Source organism: Psychroserpens luteus (genome assembly GCF_015319355.1).
GTDB classification, from domain to species: Bacteria; Bacteroidota; Bacteroidia; order Flavobacteriales; family Flavobacteriaceae; genus Psychroserpens; species Psychroserpens luteus.
Genome location: NZ_JADILU010000002.1, coordinates 122,084 through 139,771, shown reverse-complemented (window position 1 = coordinate 139,771; position 17,688 = coordinate 122,084). Strand labels below are relative to the sequence as shown.

Annotated in this window: 22 protein-coding genes; 7 read left to right on the top strand and 15 right to left on the bottom strand. The window is 29.7% G+C overall.

Annotated features, from left to right (window positions below; all coding sequences use genetic code 11):
- Positions 1 to 53: 53 nt before the first annotated feature.
- The 3 genes from IM744_RS04265 (at position 54) to IM744_RS04255 (ending at position 2,709) form a co-directional block, all read left to right on the top strand.
- Positions 54 to 1,415, top strand: a complete 1,362-nt coding sequence (locus tag IM744_RS04265) for a DEAD/DEAH box helicase (RefSeq protein ID WP_194506863.1) — start codon at positions 54 to 56, stop codon at positions 1,413 to 1,415.
- A 94-nt stretch (positions 1,416 to 1,509) separates the two neighbouring features.
- Positions 1,510 to 2,292 (top strand): S1/P1 nuclease, encoded by a 783-nt coding sequence (locus IM744_RS04260; RefSeq protein WP_194506862.1) that lies wholly within the window; start codon positions 1,510 to 1,512, stop codon positions 2,290 to 2,292.
- Positions 2,293 to 2,487: 195 nt separating this feature from the next.
- Complete coding sequence (locus IM744_RS04255) at positions 2,488 to 2,709, top strand: hypothetical protein (RefSeq protein ID WP_194506861.1); 222 nt, start codon at positions 2,488 to 2,490, stop codon at positions 2,707 to 2,709.
- Positions 2,710 to 2,927: 218 nt separating this feature from the next.
- Here the strand turns inward: IM744_RS04255 and IM744_RS04250 are convergent, their stop codons facing one another.
- From IM744_RS04250 to IM744_RS04230, 5 genes are all read right to left on the bottom strand, one after another.
- Positions 2,928 to 3,758, bottom strand: coding sequence for a mechanosensitive ion channel family protein (locus IM744_RS04250; protein WP_194506860.1), 831 nt, complete (start codon positions 3,756 to 3,758; stop codon positions 2,928 to 2,930).
- A 31-nt stretch (positions 3,759 to 3,789) separates the two neighbouring features.
- Positions 3,790 to 3,966: a hypothetical protein gene (locus IM744_RS04245; protein WP_194506859.1), complete on the bottom strand. Its 177-nt coding sequence runs from the start codon at positions 3,964 to 3,966 to the stop codon at positions 3,790 to 3,792.
- Positions 3,966 to 4,520, bottom strand: a complete 555-nt coding sequence (locus IM744_RS04240) for an RNA polymerase sigma factor (RefSeq protein WP_194506858.1) — start codon at positions 4,518 to 4,520, stop codon at positions 3,966 to 3,968. The genes IM744_RS04245 and IM744_RS04240 overlap by 1 nt, the downstream gene beginning before the upstream one ends.
- A gap of 196 nt (positions 4,521 to 4,716) precedes the next feature.
- Positions 4,717 to 5,139 carry a MotA/TolQ/ExbB proton channel family protein gene (locus IM744_RS04235; protein WP_241738284.1) on the bottom strand — a complete coding sequence of 141 codons (423 nt, stop codon included), beginning with the start codon at positions 5,137 to 5,139 and terminating at the stop codon, positions 4,717 to 4,719.
- A 15-nt stretch (positions 5,140 to 5,154) separates the two neighbouring features.
- Positions 5,155 to 6,486, bottom strand: a complete 1,332-nt coding sequence (locus tag IM744_RS04230) for a serine hydrolase domain-containing protein (RefSeq protein WP_194506857.1) — start codon at positions 6,484 to 6,486, stop codon at positions 5,155 to 5,157.
- A gap of 190 nt (positions 6,487 to 6,676) precedes the next feature.
- Here IM744_RS04230 and IM744_RS04225 point away from each other — a divergent pair, with 190 nt between their 5' ends.
- From IM744_RS04225 to IM744_RS04215, 3 genes are all read left to right on the top strand, one after another.
- Positions 6,677 to 7,738: a sensor histidine kinase gene (locus tag IM744_RS04225; protein ID WP_194506856.1), complete on the top strand. Its 1,062-nt coding sequence runs from the start codon at positions 6,677 to 6,679 to the stop codon at positions 7,736 to 7,738.
- Positions 7,731 to 8,447, top strand: a complete 717-nt coding sequence (locus IM744_RS04220; RefSeq protein ID WP_194506855.1) for a LytR/AlgR family response regulator transcription factor — start codon at positions 7,731 to 7,733, stop codon at positions 8,445 to 8,447. The genes IM744_RS04225 and IM744_RS04220 overlap by 8 nt, the downstream gene beginning before the upstream one ends.
- Before the next feature lie 67 nt (positions 8,448 to 8,514).
- Positions 8,515 to 9,105 carry a hypothetical protein gene (locus IM744_RS04215; RefSeq protein WP_194506854.1) on the top strand — a complete coding sequence of 197 codons (591 nt, stop codon included), beginning with the start codon at positions 8,515 to 8,517 and terminating at the stop codon, positions 9,103 to 9,105.
- Between the two features lie 84 nt (positions 9,106 to 9,189).
- Here the strand turns inward: IM744_RS04215 and IM744_RS04210 are convergent, their stop codons facing one another.
- From IM744_RS04210 to IM744_RS04180, 7 genes are all read right to left on the bottom strand, one after another.
- Positions 9,190 to 9,930, bottom strand: coding sequence for a DUF6090 family protein (locus IM744_RS04210; protein ID WP_194506853.1), 741 nt, complete (start codon positions 9,928 to 9,930; stop codon positions 9,190 to 9,192).
- Positions 9,927 to 10,640: a hypothetical protein gene (locus IM744_RS04205; RefSeq protein WP_194507401.1), complete on the bottom strand. Its 714-nt coding sequence runs from the start codon at positions 10,638 to 10,640 to the stop codon at positions 9,927 to 9,929. Before IM744_RS04205 ends, IM744_RS04210 begins: the two co-directional genes overlap by 4 nt.
- Positions 10,641 to 10,710: 70 nt before the next feature.
- Positions 10,711 to 11,430 carry a DUF6090 family protein gene (locus tag IM744_RS04200; RefSeq protein ID WP_194507400.1) on the bottom strand — a complete coding sequence of 240 codons (720 nt, stop codon included), beginning with the start codon at positions 11,428 to 11,430 and terminating at the stop codon, positions 10,711 to 10,713.
- Positions 11,423 to 12,133 carry a DUF6090 family protein gene (locus IM744_RS04195; protein ID WP_449421301.1) on the bottom strand — a complete coding sequence of 237 codons (711 nt, stop codon included), beginning with the start codon at positions 12,131 to 12,133 and terminating at the stop codon, positions 11,423 to 11,425. The genes IM744_RS04200 and IM744_RS04195 overlap by 8 nt, the downstream gene beginning before the upstream one ends.
- Positions 12,134 to 12,165: 32 nt before the next feature.
- Positions 12,166 to 12,819 (bottom strand): DUF6090 family protein, encoded by a 654-nt coding sequence (locus IM744_RS04190; protein ID WP_194507399.1) that lies wholly within the window; start codon positions 12,817 to 12,819, stop codon positions 12,166 to 12,168.
- Positions 12,820 to 12,850: 31 nt separating this feature from the next.
- Positions 12,851 to 13,555, bottom strand: a complete 705-nt coding sequence (locus tag IM744_RS04185) for a DUF6090 family protein (RefSeq protein WP_194507398.1) — start codon at positions 13,553 to 13,555, stop codon at positions 12,851 to 12,853.
- A 35-nt stretch (positions 13,556 to 13,590) separates the two neighbouring features.
- On the bottom strand, positions 13,591 to 14,367 hold the full coding sequence (locus IM744_RS04180; protein ID WP_194506851.1) for a DUF6090 family protein: 777 nt from the start codon (positions 14,365 to 14,367) through the stop codon (positions 13,591 to 13,593).
- Positions 14,368 to 14,481: 114 nt separating this feature from the next.
- On the opposite strand from IM744_RS04180, the gene IM744_RS20775 reads away from it, so the two are divergent.
- A complete protein-coding gene (locus tag IM744_RS20775; protein WP_262892943.1) occupies positions 14,482 to 14,607 on the top strand; it encodes a hypothetical protein in 126 nt (41 codons plus the stop codon).
- Here IM744_RS20775 and lpdA read toward each other — a convergent pair whose 3' ends face one another.
- The 3 genes from lpdA to IM744_RS04165 all read right to left on the bottom strand — a co-directional run bounded on the left by lpdA (position 14,608) and on the right by IM744_RS04165 (position 17,674).
- Positions 14,608 to 16,005 (bottom strand): dihydrolipoyl dehydrogenase, encoded by a 1,398-nt coding sequence (gene lpdA / locus IM744_RS04175; protein WP_194506850.1) that lies wholly within the window; start codon positions 16,003 to 16,005, stop codon positions 14,608 to 14,610.
- A 225-nt stretch (positions 16,006 to 16,230) separates the two neighbouring features.
- Positions 16,231 to 17,001, bottom strand: coding sequence for a LuxR C-terminal-related transcriptional regulator (locus IM744_RS04170; protein ID WP_194506849.1), 771 nt, complete (start codon positions 16,999 to 17,001; stop codon positions 16,231 to 16,233).
- Positions 17,002 to 17,047: 46 nt separating this feature from the next.
- Complete coding sequence (locus IM744_RS04165) at positions 17,048 to 17,674, bottom strand: CPBP family intramembrane glutamic endopeptidase (RefSeq protein WP_194506848.1); 627 nt, start codon at positions 17,672 to 17,674, stop codon at positions 17,048 to 17,050.
- Positions 17,675 to 17,688 lie beyond the last annotated feature (14 nt).

The window sequence follows — 17,688 nt, the reverse complement described above, 5'->3', positions numbered from 1 at the left end:
AAGCTGTCAATAACAAGTATGTTTTTTCCGAAGTAAAAAATTATCTTTGCACCATGGAAAAACAAACCACTTTTACCGATTTAAATTTAAATACGCCTTTATATAATGCTTTAGGCGATTTAGGTTTTGAGTACCCAACACCTATTCAAGCACAAGCTTTTAATATTGTGGCCTCTGGAAAAGATGTAGTTGGTATTGCGCAAACCGGTACTGGTAAGACGTTCGCCTATATGCTACCTATTTTACGTCATCTAAAATATTCACAACAAGATAATCCTAGAGTTTTAATTTTAGTGCCTACTAGAGAATTAGTTGTGCAAGTTGTTGATGAAATAGAAAAATTGGCAGCTTATACTAACGTGAGAGTTTTAGGCGTTTATGGAGGAACAAACATCAACACACAAAAGCAAGCAGTTGCTTCTGGTCAAGATATTATTGTTGCAACTCCAGGTCGTTTATTTGATTTAGCTGTTAGTCATGTACTCCATTTAAAATCAATACAAAAATTGGTGATTGATGAAGTGGATGTGATGCTAGATTTAGGTTTTAGACATCAATTACTCAACATTTTTGATATTTTACCTCCTCGTCGTCAAAACATTATGTTCTCTGCAACAATGACTCAAGATGTTGATGATTTAATTGTAGATTTTTTCAAGAAACCAGAAAAAGTAACCATTGCAGTTTCTGGAACACCTTTAGATAATATTGAGCAAGAACGATACGATGCTGCTAATTTTTACACGAAAGTAAATCTATTAGAACATTTACTTCATGATACTCAAACGTATAATAAAGTCCTCATTTTTGTGGCTTTTAAACGTATGGCTGATTTATTATTTGAGCAATTAGAAGAATTGTTCCCTGATCAATCTTGTGTGATTCATTCTAATAAAACTCAGAACTACAGATTGCGAAGTATTGAACAATTTAGAGCTGGTGAAAACAGAATCTTGATTGCTACAGATGTCATGGCTCGTGGATTGGATATTGAGAATATTAGTCAGGTGATTAATTTTGATACACCTAAATATTCTGAAAATTACATGCATAGAATTGGTAGAACAGGTCGTGCTGAACAACCAGGACATGCGATTTCTTTTTCTACGGAAAAAGAGCAAGAATCCATTGAGGAGATTGAAGCTTACATGGATATGAAAATTAAATTGCTTGATTTCCCTGAAGGCGTTGAAGTTTCTGGAGAACTGATTGAAGAGGAAAGACCTCAAATTAGAGAACATAACAATCCTATCAAACAAAGGGATTTAGATGCTCCTGGACCTGCTTTTCATGAAAAGAAAGACAAGAACAAGAAAGAAAATCTTGGTGGCTCTTACAAGTTCAAAATTGCTGCAAAATATAAAAAGCCTAAAACTAGAGGTGACAAAAATTACAATAAACGAAATAAGAAATAAGTGAGTAATCTCAGTTTTTCAGTTCTTACCCTTGTATTGAAAAACATTAATTACTTACTTTTTTAAAATCATACAATCCCTCAAATTAATTATAATGAAATATTCTTTTTTAATCCTGTTTCTATTGATTTCCAATTTCAGTTTAAAAGCAGAAACTCCTCCTCCTGTTTGGGGACAAACTGGTCATCGTGTGGTTGGTGCTATTGCAGATAACTATTTAAAAGGAAACACTAAACGTCAACTCAAAAAGTTATTAAATAATGAATCACTAGCTTTTGTATCTACGTTTGCTGATGAGATTAAATCAGATTCTCGTTATAATAAATTTAAAACATGGCATTATCTAAATATGCCTTTAAATGGGACTTATGAAACGTCTGAGAAAAATACTGAAGGTGATTTATTTACAGGAATTGAATATTGTAAAGAGATTATTACTAATGAAAATTCAACAGATGATGATAAGGCATTTTATTTAAGATTACTTATTCACCTCATTGGCGATTTGCACCAACCCATGCACTTAGGATTGCAGGAAGATCGTGGTGGAAATGATTTTGATGTACAATGGTTTTATAAAGATTCTAATATGCACAGAGTTTGGGATTCGCAGATGCTTGACTCTTATGGGATGAGTTTTTCTGAATTGGCAGACAATGCAGCTTTTTTATCTAAAACTGAGATAAAAGCTATAGAAAAAGGAACTGTTTTAGATTGGATTGCTGAAACTCATATCGTGACTAATCTTATTTATACTTCCGCAGAAAAAGGAGAAAATTTACGTAGTAGATATTCTTATAAATATTTAGAAATTGCTAGATCTCAAATGCAAAAAGCTGGAATTAGATTGGCTGTTGTGTTGAATGATATATTGTAAAGACTATTACGTATAAATTTAGCCAAAAACCATCAAGAGAACCAAGATACAGGTATGTATAAATAGTTAAATAGAATTTTTAAGAAAAACCAAAAAGTCAATCTCCAAAACCTAGAATATCTCATTTTCGGGAGGTTCACTGACAACTACTACAACTCTTATAAAATTTATAAATTAACTCACACAGAACTATTCGTGGATAGTAGAGAAATATGGCATTCTAAAAGACATACTAGAGAAGGCTACACATTTAAAGTAGAGTTAATGTTAGCGCTTAAGTTTAAAATTGCTAAAAACTTAATAAACAGAGTGCCTGATGATATTTTAGATAAAAATCTAAACAGTTTTTATACTACTGGAAATAATAATGAAGACCAGTTAGTTGTAGAACTATTTGATGGTAATCTTAAAAAATAAATTACTATTAATGACTACGTAGTCAAAACAGAAAATCTACCAAACGGATTGAAAAATTTCAGACTTTTAATAGAGCATAAACTGAAAGAACTCAATTGATAAAAACACAACTAAAACGCATACAAATATGTTAACTATTTGTAAGTTTTAAAATTTCAGAATAAAAAACCCTCTTCAATTAAGAAAAGGGGTTGTGTGTTTTTAGAATAAGTATTGTTTTAATCTACTACCTTAATATGACTTTCGACAATATCTTTTACAGGAATGATAACCTTTTTCCCTTCTGAATCTTTTAATACTACAGATATATTATTAATAGCTTCAATTTCATAAACCTTTTCTTGAAATTCTATTTTCTTACCTATTTCAAAAGTTTTTCTAGTGTAAAATGTCTTTAATAAATCTGTAACAACATCTTTTGCTCCTAAACCAAAAGCTAGAGCAAATGCTACAAGAAATGCAGCAAGAATCATTGTAAAATTACTAGTAATTATTTCTGTATTTATTCCTGCTTGGTTTAATGCGGTAATTGAAATAAAAATTAATAGTAAGAAAAATACAACTTGACTAATCATTTTGCCTCCAGACAAATCCATAGATTCAAATAACTTTTTCAAACCGTTCTTTACAAAATTTGCAAAAAGCAAACCTGCTGTGAATATGATTAGTGCTGCAAACAGTTTAGGTAAATAACCTAAGAGGTTACTAATTTGCTCTGATATTATTTTTAGATTCAATATATCTGATACTACAATAAGGATCATTATATATATTAGATACTTTACAAATGTAGAAATGACCTTTATAATATCAAAATTGAGTTGTTTCCCTTCTACTATTTCAATTTCATTAATCATGTCATCTAGCTTATTCACTTTAGCTAACTTGAGTGCTTTTTTAATGATCTTCACCACTACTTTAGCAATTAACCATCCTAAAACTAATATAACCAATGCACCAACTATGCTTGGGAAAATTTTTGTCATTTCTAGCCACATAGTAGATAGCGAATCCATTACAATGTCCTTATATTCTGATACTTGTTCCATGATTTATTATTAATTAAATAGCTTTTTATTATTAGTTCTTATCCCTTTTACTCATTACTGTTTCAATGACATCTGCCAAATTATATGAGAACAACTCTGCCAATTCCATAAGCAATTTAGCAATGGCGATATCATTCATAACCTTAGACTTCAATTCCTGTGGAACTGACTTCAATGGCTTATCTAGATCTCTGAAAGGATTATCCATTAGTTAAGGTTATTTTCATATACGGTTAATAATTTTTCTTTAGCACGTTTAATTCTCATTTTAACAGCGCTTGCTCCAACACCTAAAACAGTTTCGATTTCCTTAATTGTAAGGTTATCTTGATATTTTAGTAATAGTATCATCTTTTCATCTGGTGATACAAGGTCTAATGCTTTTTTGAGTTTGTCAACTCTCATGTCATTAAAATCTGATGAGTCATCTTCTTCTTCAGATATATTCTCAATATCTGCATAATCTACAGATTGTTTTTCTAACTTTTTAGCGGTATTTCTAGTGACATAATTAACACAATGATTATATGTAAAAGCATACAACCATGTTGAAAATTTAGAATTACCTTTAAAACTTGCCAACTTAACAAAAAGCTTTAAAAATACATCTTGAGTTAAATCTTTAGCTTCATCTCCATCTTTAGCAAACCCATAACATTTATTATAGACTAGACTGGAAAAACGATCATACAATACTCCAAAAAGTAAGGTATCATTAGTTTTAACAATAGCAGCTACCAGATCTTCATCTGATAATTTCATAATGTCTTTAGAGGGTTGCAAAAAAAATTAGTTTGTTTAATAGTTTGTATTAGGACACTCAAATTAGTGACATGTCACATCTATGTTAGAATGATTTGTTAAAATTATGAAATTAAATAATTGTTAGCACTAAAAATTTGATATAAAAAAAAGCGAACCTGATAAAGTTCGCTTCATTGAAATATTTGATTTTATTTTATTCTGAAATATCTTTACTTGGCAACAGCAGTCTTAAGGCCATAATTCCTATTCTAGCAACAATAAAAGTGAATAATCCAAATGTAGCAGTTAACAATGAAATTTTAAGTCCTGCACTAAAAACTTCAGGATTTGGATTACCCATTGATTCGATTGTATCAAATGCAGAGATTAATCCCAGCACAGATCCTAAAAAGCCTATAACAAGCCCTAACAAACTAGCGTCTATTGCTAGACTTAGCATTTTTGTAGCGCTACTTACTGATGATTTTATTTTTATAAAACCATTAATAATAAAAAATAATGATGCTAATAAACATAGTAGAATTAGTGTCATAAAAACAGGTCCTCCTTCCATAAATAGATTAGTTGCGATAGGTTGGGCAAATACCCCTTTACATGTCATTTTTAGTGTGTACATAGTTTTCAAATTTAGTTATAGTTTTTTAAATAATAATGGTTCTTCATCTGCTCTAGTAAATCTTACTAATCCTGATTCCGGATAAAAATCCAGTACAATCCCTAAAGTATCAAAAGTAAATTGGTGTTGTTTAGTTGGTGTTAATTCTTTGAGGTTGCTTTGTTCTGGTGCTCCTATTAATACATTTCCTTTTGCCTTGAAAATGAGTTTATATGGTACATCATCACACGCATATTCTCCAACATATAGTTGCACTTCTTCTTCTGTAAGTTCTATTTTTTCAAAATTGGGAAGTGTTATTGATTTATCGTGGCTTGCAGCAAAAGCAGATAACATAATACGCATTTTACTAAAATCTAAACCATTAGCAGTTAAAGCAATTGTTGTCTTTGTTTTGGGCACATAAACTAACATGGATTGAAAACCGTCTATTCCTCCTTCACTGCCATATAAATCCATTCCATTCGTATTGGCATAAAAAATACCATGACAAACTTCTTGATCATTTGTTTTTTTCATGGCTTCTAGACTTGAGGCAGATATTAATTTACCATCAAAAAGCGCATTCATAAAGGTTGTTAAGTCTCGCGATGTTGACACTATTGCTCCTGCTCCACCTGGATTTGACATATCTGTTTCTGGAGTTATGATCCAAACTTCATTTTCTTTAGCGTAAGAGCAACTTTCGTTTTTATTACTACCTATCTTCTTCCCATAATAGGTGTTTTCTAGATTGATCTTTTTTGTAATTCTACTTTCTAAAGATTGAGCATAGATACTGCTATCCAAAATTTCAATGATGTAACCTAATAACATATAATTAGTGTTACTATAAGCTGTTTGTTCTCCTGGATTAAAATCTAGTTCATATTTGAATATTCTTGGCAACATCATTTTCTTACTTGAGTACTTTAACATCCATTCACCAAAATTTGGATCATTAGTTATGTTAAACAAACCACTACTATGATTTAAAAGGTTTGCTATTTTGATGTTATCTGCTTGCGGAATTGTTGGATAAAATTTAGATAAAGGGGTTTCTAAAGTGATTTTCCCTTCCTCAATTAGCTGAAAAATCATCACAGCAGTAAATGTTTTAGTTATAGAGCCAATTCTAAACCTTGTGTCATTAGTGTTTTTTAATTGTATTGCTACGTCTGAAAAACCTATAGCTTTACTAAAAACGTCTTTACCGTCTTTACTAATAATCATTGTACCCATAAGTTTTTCATTCTTTTCTAGACTATTTAAAAATTCATCTAGTTGAGTAAAGTCGGTTTGTTGTGCAAAACTTTGACTCGAAATAACTAAGATGATTAGTAATAGCTTTTTAATTAATGATATCATTCTCTGTTGTTTTTTGATTACGATAACGAATCTATCATTAACATTTTGTTTCTCTTAACTTTTGCGACCAACGACCATTTTAATTCTGGTTTTAGCATCAATGTCAAAACGCTTACTAAATTGGTAGTTCGTCTCTATTTCGTGTTATTCAGAAAAAAAATATAGTATTATTGTATGGATAACACCATTTATGTTTACTAAGAAATATATTTTAAAAAAAATAGGGCAAGGTCTTTTACACCTACTCTTCTGGATTGGTGTGCTGTTTTTCTATACCTATTTTTTTGGCGTCAATAATGCTAATTATAATGATACATTGGTATTTTCTCTATTTTTAATGCCTATAACAATCGCTACAACTTACGTCTCAACTTATAAATTAATACCAGATTATTTAATCACAAAACGCTATTGGCGATTTATACTTTATACCATTTGCACATTCATTATTTCGTTGTATTTATTAATGGTTTCTATTTATTTTAGTTTCATTTATATATCAAACTTTAAGTATGCAGACATGAATCCTGCAACCAAGAATATCATTTTTATAAGTACTGCTGTTTATTTGATAGTCGTTATAGTAAGCGCTTTTAAATTATTAAAACTTAACTTAAAACAAGCATCAAAGACCAAAGCACTTGAAACCAAAATTTTAAATACACAACTCAAATTAAAGGAACAAGAGCTTAACTATTTAAAAATGCAAATTCATCCGCATTTTTTGTTTAATACACTTAATACCATGTATGGATTTGCCTTAAAAAAGGCAGATGAAACGCCTGATATGATTTTAAAACTTTCTAATTTATTAGATTATTTATTGTATCAGACTGAAAAACCTATCGTGCGAATTTCCGAAGAAATTGAACATATTAAAGATTATATAGCTTTAGAAAAAATGCGTTTTAACGACACTTTAAATGTGACAATGGATGTGAAATTAGAATCAGAAAACACGACTATTGCTCCTATGCTCCTACTTCCGTTTATTGAGAATAGTTTTAAGCATGGCAGTATAAAAAATGGTGTTTTAAATATTGATATTCAATTGACAGCAAGTTTGGAGCAGGTTCATTTCCGAATAAAAAATTCAAATTCTCAAAACAGTATTTCTCAACATGGCATTGGACTTGAAAATATTAAGAAGCGATTGGAGTTATCGTATCCAAATAAACATGAGTTATTAATACATGATCATGAAGACGTTTTTGAGGTGAATTTGAAACTAAAAACAGCAAGCAATGCATAAAAATCATACCCTTTCTTGTTTGATTGTTGATGACGAATCTATAGCTAGAGAAATCATCGCTACACACTTGTCTAAAATTAAAAACATCCATATTGTTGCGAGCTGTAGTAATGCGTTAGAGGCGTTTAATCACATAAGTAATCAACAAATTGATTTGGTGTTTTTGGATATAAACATGCCAGAAATTTCGGGTATTTCATTTGCGAAATCTATAAATAGTGATATTAAAGTCATTTTCACAACCGCTTATAGAGACTATGCTGTAGAAGGTTTTGAGCTCAAAGCTGTTGACTATTTATTGAAACCAATTTCTTTTGAAAGGCTCAAAAAAGCATTGGATACTTATTTTGATATCTACGGAAATGTAACAGACACAAACACCTCAACTCATGACATTTCAGATTTTATGTTTGTGAGATCAGACCGTAAAATGATTAAAATAAATTATGGTTCTATTTTTTATATTGAAAGTTATAGTGATTATTTAAAAATACATTTGGAAGATCAAACCATTGTGACCAGAGAAACAATAAGTTCAATTGAAGCAAAACTACCAAAACACTTGTTTTTGCGAATTCATCGTTCTTATATTATTTCAATACAATGCATTCAATCCTTTACGAATGAACACATTAATATTAATGAACAAGCACTACCTATTAGCAGATCTTACAAAAAAGAAGTTTTAAAACAACTTGAAAAATTTTAAGTTTACTCAATAAAAACGTAATTTAGACGTTGCCTTATTATCCGTTTATTTTAAAGTCTGCTTATTAATGAAAGAATACCTACACAACACTATTCCTAATTTAAAACCTTTTGATCATGAGCTTCATTATGAAGCACTATTTATAAATAAAGCTTGGGTTTTAGTTAATGGTATTTCTGAAAAAAAATCAACATATATTTTTAAAACAGATAACATTTTAGAAATTTCTAGAAAGGATTACACTATTGAAACTTCTTGGACCATTAATATTCAAAACATTTTTTCTATAGAGACAGAAGATGGGCTCATAACCGTAAAAGTATATTTCAAGGACGATGATGTTTTGGTTCTTAACCATCAAAACAAACAAGAATTTGCTCTTTTTATTAATACCACTAATTATACTGAAGATTTAAACTCGGTTGAAGATGTCCAGAATTTTTTAAAAGAAAAATATAAGCAAAAACTAACTAGTTTAATTTACGATCATGAATTTTACTACATTGAAAATTCAAAAGAATTTGGACCATTTACTGTAGAGGAATTGTCTGAAAAAGTAAGTAATGACAAAATTAGCGCGTACTGTTTTGTAAGAGATGTTAATGAGTATGACTACAGTAATCGTTTACGTATTTATGATTTGATTAAAGAACTCTAATTTATTTAGGTTTAAGCGTCATCACGTAGTTATAACTTTCAGTAAAATACTTGGCTAATAGTTTTGACGTAGTTTCTAAGAACTTTAATCATCTATATAATTTTCAATATCTTTTTTTAGTGTACTTATTTCCTTTTGCATAATCTCTAAGCTTTCTAAATAGGCCTCGCTAACTTCCATAAATGTCATTAAAGATTGTCTATATTCTTTGTCTTGTTTCAAGGATTCAAAATCATTGGGATGCATTGGCTTTATAGCAGAATTTATATTTTCTGATGTAAACTTTTCCCTAAAATAATCTATCATATAATCATGAAAATCTAGTTTAACCTCATCAAAGGCCTCTTTGGTTTCAGATATGGTAGATGTATAAAATTTTCCTATTGCAGATCTTATTTCGGTATCTTGAACCAGATCTGTACCTACAGAAACTAAAGACTGATAACCACTTGTTTTAAAATCTACTTCATCATAAGCGTTAGAAGCTCTAAAATAAACACCTAAAGAATCGTGATACTTTTTGTTTGTATCAATAATATCTATTATAGCTTTTTGGGAATATATCGTCCTATTTAAATTGTTTTCTCTGCCATGTATTACATATTCACAATTATCATTGGTGTACTGTAAATCTGAAATGATTTCTAATAAAACTTGTCGTTCTTGTTCCCTAGATTTTTGGGCTTCATTCCAGTTATTAATTTGAAGCGCAATGAGAATCCCAATCACCACAAGGATAATTTCGCCAATGGCGTATTTAAAATACTTGGTTGTTTTGCCTGTTTCTATGAGGTTGTATCTTATTTTTCTGAAGAATTTTATCATTTCCCTTTAGGTTTTGTAGCATCAATTATTTCATCAATAAGCTTATCTGTTTCTACGCATCGCTCTTTTACTTGTTGATAATGCCAAATACTATTGTCTAAATAATTTTCGAATGTTACCTCCTGAAACACAGGATAATAATCTGGTTTTACTTTAGAAATTCCGGACCAAGGATAATTACTGGTCATATCCATTTGTTTAAAAGATATTTTGGGTAATAAATAAGGTATAAGCTTATCGTTTGCCCAATCATCCAATTTTGTCATACGAGTTTTTCTAATTTCAGATAATGTATTCCATTTATAAAGTAAGTCTGTAATTTTTTCATTTTTCAAAAGATTTAACTTTCCACTTTGCATAATATTTTTAATGGTATTATCGGCAAAAGCCATTTCAGTAGCTCCAAAAGAAATATAAAATATGCTATCTAAATTATGTTTATAGAGTTCTTCTTTAGAAGCTCCAACTAAATTCATTAGAGTTATTTGCGCATTCATCTGATTATTAACTTCAATCAGAAAATATTTCAACACCTTTTTATTTTCTTTAAAATCTGCGTGTAGTTTGGCAGTTACCTCTTTTTCTTCGTTTTGCTCAATGCGATTGTTGTTCCAGTTATTGACTTGTAATGCTAAAAGAATACCTATCATTACGAGTATAATTTCGCCAATGGCATATTTCAAATACTTTCCTGTTTTGTTCTTTTCCATAAGGTCATAGCGTATTTTTCTAAAGAATTTTATCATTAGTTGTTGTGCTTTCGTTATTTTTATTCAGCTATTATTCTAGTTCCTTATCAATTTGAGCAATTATACCTGTAAGACTTTCTTGGTTTATTATAAATGTTCTCCAGTAATAAAAATTCTTTGATCGAAAATAAATATTAAGATCTGCTATTAAATATTCATCCGTTAAATCACTAATATTTTTATAGGGCTTATAAGTTATTATATGAGCATATTTATAATTTAAATCCGATGAACGTTCCCTCAAAATTTCGAATAGATTTTCATTGGTAGGAACATTAAAAGTATAGAACTTTTGAATATTTGAAAATAGAGTGTCATTTGTTATAAGGTCAGAATTACCATCAGCAATCATAGCATCGAAGGCGCTAGTGTTAGATCGAAATGGTGCATCATAATCAAATAATGTCGAATAATTCACTTGGCTAACTGTTTCCATATCTACAATAATCTCCATATCTATTGGATATGTATAAGAAGGGAATACTTTTTTAAAGTATACTATTTCTTTTCCCCAATAAGGCTTTAAGTCTTCTATGCGTTCTAAATCTTTAACCATATCCGATCGAATTGCTTCCAAAATAGTGGTAGCTTTCATTTTGCCTTTTTGGACTTCATTCCAGTTATTAATCTGCAAGGCAATCAAAATTCCAATTACAACTAGTAAAATTTCACCAATGGCATACTTAAAATATTTGGTTGTTTTTCCTTCGGAAATGTAACGTTGCCTTATATGTCTAAAGAATTTAATCATTGGTTAATTCGGTATTAATAATTGATAAGATTTGCTCTGCTTTTCCTATAATTTTTAAATACTGTATATTTTGGTTTTGAGTGCCAACTGATTTTAATGTTAATGCATTTAAATAATCATTATTTTTTATCAACAGAGACATATCTAATAGAGGCACTTCTGCATCTATATTCATGCCCTTTTTTGATATCGCAGGATGTATTAATGTGGGAGTAATAATTTGATGCTGATAAATTTGAATACTTTGTTCCATGTTTTTTTCAATTCTTTCAGCGTTAGAATAATATCTAAATATAAGATCTCGTAAAGTTTTATTTTTTATAAAGCTACCAGAACTACTCGATTGTATTTGATTGATGGTTCCTTTTTCAGGAATAAAATAAGATTCACCAAATAATTTTAATGTCATATTAGCAAGTAACACTTCATCTTGTTCTGTAAATATTTTTTTTGAGGAAATGAGTGTTAAGATGGTATCAATATTATGTAACATTAGATTATTATTCACAACTCTAGCATTGAGCGTCTCTATATCAAAAGTGATATCATTTTTTATGTCTTGTAAATAAATAGTCTCTTGATTATTAATCTTTCTATTTTCATTCCAATTGTTAATCTGAAGTGCTAACAAAATCCCAATAACCACAAGCACAATTTCACCAATGGCATATTTAAAGTATTTGCCTGTTTTATTTTTCATTATGAGGTTTTGACGGATTTTTCGGAAGAATTTAATCATTTTAATTTTTTCAACAATTCGTTAACTTCTATTTCTGCTTCATCTAATAACTTATTGTACCAGTTTAATTGAATGAAGTGAAAGTGAAAATCGTCTAACATTTTAATATATACCTCATTGTTAATAGTTTCAAAAGTATTAGTTCTTCTATGATGAATGTATTTTTCACCTACAGTACTCCATCTATCATCTACAATTTTACCGTTGTCTATTATCCTATCATAATTAGAGCCATATAGTTTTATAATATTTTGAATTAACTTTTTTTGTTTGTAATTGTTAATTTCATTTCCTGCGACAGCAGATTTAAATGACCCAGAAACAGGATAAAATGTACGTTGTCCAGAAAAGAGATAAATGGACAATAAAGAATCTATTTCTGTTTTGTTGCTAACATAATTTTTAGAATATTTACTGTTTAAAAGATTATAAGCATCCATTTTGGGTTCTATATACCCTTGTACATAACTTATAAATTCTAAGTCTTGCTTTAAATCGTTTTTTATGCCTTTATAAAATTCTTTTTCTGCTATAGCTTGTTTTCTATTCTCGTTCCAATTGTTTATTTGTAAAGCAATTAAAATTCCAATAACCACAAGCACAATTTCACCAATGGCATATTTAAAGTATTTGCCTGTTTTACTTTTCATTATGAGGTTTTGACGGATTTTTCGGAAGAATTTAATCATTGAGTTCTTTTTGAGATTTGTCTATAAGTTTTATAACATTATTATTAAAGTTATACAACCTTTTAATAGTATTTCTATTTCTACGATAATCTATCTTCAAAATATTCCTAGCAGTTGGAGATTTTAACAAAAGAATTAAATTTCTTTTTGATTCTTCTTTATTTTGATAGGATGATAATGCATCATCATAGATAAATTCATATACTTTTTGTTCATATCTCCAATAATTATCTTCTATATCTACAGCACGATTATGTGTGCCTTCAAAACTTATGATATCAGGTATGGCAATAGTATAATATGTTTTATAAATTTCTATTAAGTCTTCATAATCGCCAAAGTCTGTAATTCCAGAATTTTCAATTTTTGCAAAAGTAGATTTACTAAAAACAACTTTCGAGTAAAATGTTTCTAGACTTTTCTCTAAACTATCTCTAGACAACGTATTATAATCTTTAAGTGCCAAAAATGATTTAGTAATTCTACTTCGTTTTTCTGCTTGCTTTATGGCAATATTAATGTTTAGGGTATCCTTTTTTAGGTCTTTAATAATATCTGTAATGTAGGTTTTTAATTTACCATTATTAATTCGGTTTTCATTCCAAGTATTAATACTTAATGCAATGAGAATCCCAATAACAACTAAAATAATTTCGCCGATTGCGTATTTAAAGTATTTGGATGTTTTGCTTTCCATAATTAGGTTTTGGCGGATTTTTCTAAAGAATTTAATCATCTTGCTTTTTTCTCAAGTTCATTTTCTATTTGTTCAACAACAGTATCAATATCGTCAATAACTTCGATTTGGCTATCAATTAAGTTACTTCTAGTATACATTGAGAGTTGTATTATTTTAAAAAGTTCGGTATCATTCAAAAACTGGTGATAATTAGCTATTTTGAGTTTGAATAGCTTCAATGAATCAGAGTGTTTTCGTGGTTGCATTACAAAGTTTGAAAAGTCAATTTCAAAATATTTTTGTTGATATGGATACAACATATTTGATATATCAAACTCAGAATTATCTTCTTGAAAATCGTTTGTTAATCGTGAAAAACTCAATTGAAAAATAGTGGTAATGGCAGTACGCAAACTATCGTTTGATATGGCGTTTAACCCAATAGTTTTAAGATTTTCGAAGCTACTAGATTTAGGAATAATTTTAGAATCGTAACCAGAATCTGCAAATGCTCGGTAAATAGAATCAGAGTAAGATACTTTATTGTAAATTGCATTTAAAAGAAACTGGGTTTGGGACACCAATTTTTTATGATACTCTACTGTTCTAAAAATATCTTTTTTTGTCTGAAATAAATCGCTCCTTATTTCTTTTAAAATTTGAACTTCTTTTTGTTGTAATTTTCTATTTTCATTCCAATTATTAATCTGTAATGCAATGAGAATACCAATAACCACAAGGATAATTTCGCCTATGGCATAGATAAGGTATTTCGAAAATTTATTTTCAGATAGAAGTCGTTGTCTTAATCGGCGAAACAATGTAATCATTCACTTTGGTTAGAAAGTAAATTAAGTTGATGACTGTAGAGATGAGGCTAGTTAACTATTTGTGTTTAAAGATATTAAATTGTTGCAGACAATAGATAATATCTTATAAAAAAAATGAGTTCCTCTCTCAGAGCTGTTGTGTGGATTCCTATTTCCGCAGAAAAGACAAACAGAAAAAGCGAACCAAATGGCTCGCCTTTTAAATATATTGAGATTCCTTTTTCCAAAGGAATGAGTTAATTAAATATGTAATGCATTACCATCAACATCTAAAGCTGCTTCTTTAATCGCTTCTGCAAATGTTGGGTGTGCATGTGACATACGAGAAATATCTTCTGCAGATGCTCTGTATTCCATAGCGACAACTGCTTCAGCAATTAAATCTGCTGCACGAGCTCCAATCATATGTACACCTAAAATTTCGTCTGTTTTTTTATCTGCTAGGATTTTTACAAATCCGTCAGTATCCATACTTGCTCTACTTCTACCTAAAGCTCGCATTGGGAATTGTCCAACTTTATAATCTACACCAGCTTCTTTTAATTCTTCTTCAGTTTTTCCAACTGCTGCAACTTCTGGCCATGTGTAAACAACACCAGGAATTAAATTATAATCTATATGTGGTTTTTGACCTGCCAATTCCTCTGCAACTAAAACACCTTCTTCAGATGCTTTATGAGCTAACATAGCACCTTTTACAACATCACCAACAGCATAAATGTTTTTAGCAGTAGTTTGTAAATGAGCATTGGTTTCAATTTGTCCTCTATCTGTTAATTTTACTCCTGCAGCTTCAAGATTGAGTCCATCTGTAAATGGTGTACGACCAACAGCAACTAAACAATAATCACCTTTAAATTCTACAGTTTCTCCTTTTTTGTTTTCAGCTTTAACGATAACCTCATCACCAACACGCTCAACAGATGTCACTTTGTGTGACATATTCATTTTAAACTTAGCTTTCTTAAATACTTTGTTTAATTCTTTAGATAAGCTAGCATCCATACCAGCAATGATACGATCCATGAATTCTATAACAGTTACTTCAGATCCTAAACGTCTATATACTTGACCTAGTTCTAAACCAATAACTCCTCCTCCAATCACAATTAAATGCTTAGGGATTTCTTTGAGTTTTAATGCTTCGGTAGATGTGATAATTCGTTCTTTATCTAATTTGATAAATGGTAAGTTTGACGGTTTAGATCCAGTAGCAATAATGGTATGTTTTGCTTCAATTTCAGTCTTCTCTTTTCCGTCAATAGAAATATGCGTAGCATCTTTAAAACTTCCTAAACCTTCATAAACGTCAATTTTATTTTTCTTCATTAAGAAATCAATCCCGCTTGTTGTTTGATCAACAACTGACTGCTTACGAGCTATCATTTTTTCTAAATTGATTTTGATGTCACCAGGAATTTCAATCCCATGTTCTTCAAAATGCTTTACTGCATCCTCATAGTGATGAGAAGAATCTAAAAGTGCTTTACTTGGTATACACCCTACGTTTAAGCAGGTTCCTCCAAGTGTAGAGTATTTTTCAATGATTGCGGTTGTCATACCTAATTGTGCACAACGAATTGCTGCTACATATCCACCAGGTCCAGAACCTATTACTGCTACATCATATGATTTCATAAACTATATTTTTATCTAATTTTAATACATAAACAAAAGTACAATTTTGATTAATGAATTACTATTATTTTTAAAATTTAAGACCTTAAAAATAAAAAAGCCCATTCTTATTAGATTAAAAAATCTAAGTAGAATGAGCATATTTTCCCTATTCAATTAATAACAGTTCAAAACTCGATATTTTCAATAGGTATTACAATACTCAATTTGAGTATTTCTATGATTTTATAAAAAATGCTGATTCATTTTCATCATCCCAATAAGTTCTCCTGTTGAAGAAATATTGAATTTTTTGAGGATATTTCTCCTATGAGTATCAACAGTATGTGGACTAATATTTAATTTTTCTGAAATGAGCTTACTTGAATAATCTTGTAAAAGTAACCTAATCACGTCTCGCTCTCTGTTACTCACAACTTCACTTAATAATTTTTGAGAAAAATTATTAAAATAGATAGTCTCATATTCGTTTTGCTCATTAAGTAATTTGGCAGAAGCATTGAGTTCCATTTTAATATTGGGATGCAAAACAGTGTAATGTGCTAATCCTATAATAGGTTTCCCATCAGAATCAAAAGCTAAAGGTGTTGTATTTTGAATGATATTAACATAAACATCATCTGCATTTTTAAATCTAAAATTCCAAGTGTAGTTTGCACGTTCTCTTTTCTCTTCTGAAATCTCACTAAGTGTAAATTCCATAAGCTCATTTAATGCAGTTAACCATCCTTTTATGTCATCTGGATGAATTCTACGCCAAAAATAACGCATACCATTAGTCTTTAATTCTACAGGATCTAATCCTAAGCATGCTTTAAAATTTTTACTAATGAATTCAAATTTTAAATCTTGGGTATTCGTTATACAAAAAAACGTAGAACTGTATGGTAAAAACTTATCTAACTCTATGATTTTCTTAATATGTTCTTGTAACGAAGGTTTATCGTAAGATTGAAAAATTGTTTTATATAAGTCCTTGATTTGATTGTACTTCATTATAACATTGATGTAATTTGGAGTGGCATAAATTTAATAGTTTTTTTTAACTTGGAAAACCAAGCATCTCTCCCATCCCAACTGTAAATAACCAACAGCCATAAATTGCATGTTCTATAGTCACTAAAAGCGTAGATTTTGTCTTTTTATATGTTAATGCAAAGAGGATTCCTCCAATGAACGTCAGGATCATGACGAGACCATTTCTAAAGAATAAATGCGCTAAAGAAAATAACGTTGCATTTATAATAATGAAAAGCGTTTCATTTTTGAATAGCGATTGATAACGCTGAAAATAGAAAGTACGATAAATTAATTCTTGAGGATATACAGAAAAAACACTGTAAACAAATAGAAGTATGAGCCACATTAACGGTTTATTCAAAACGACAACATAAAGGTTTGGTGGATCTACAAACAACATATATAAAGTCGTTAGTACTGCAATAATGGTTAGTTGAATGAAAGTACGTTTAAAAAAAGATTTCCAATTAAGATGTTGAGCAATTTTAAACTTGTTTTTTTCAATACGCAGCAATACAAACAGAACATACATAAATCCTAAAACGCCAATGATCATTTTAATCCAAATTGGATAGTCAATTGCAAAACTGACAGGTACTAGAATGAAAATGATGAATAATTCGGAAAGTTTATAAACTGTAGATTGCATCTTTTAAAGGTAAC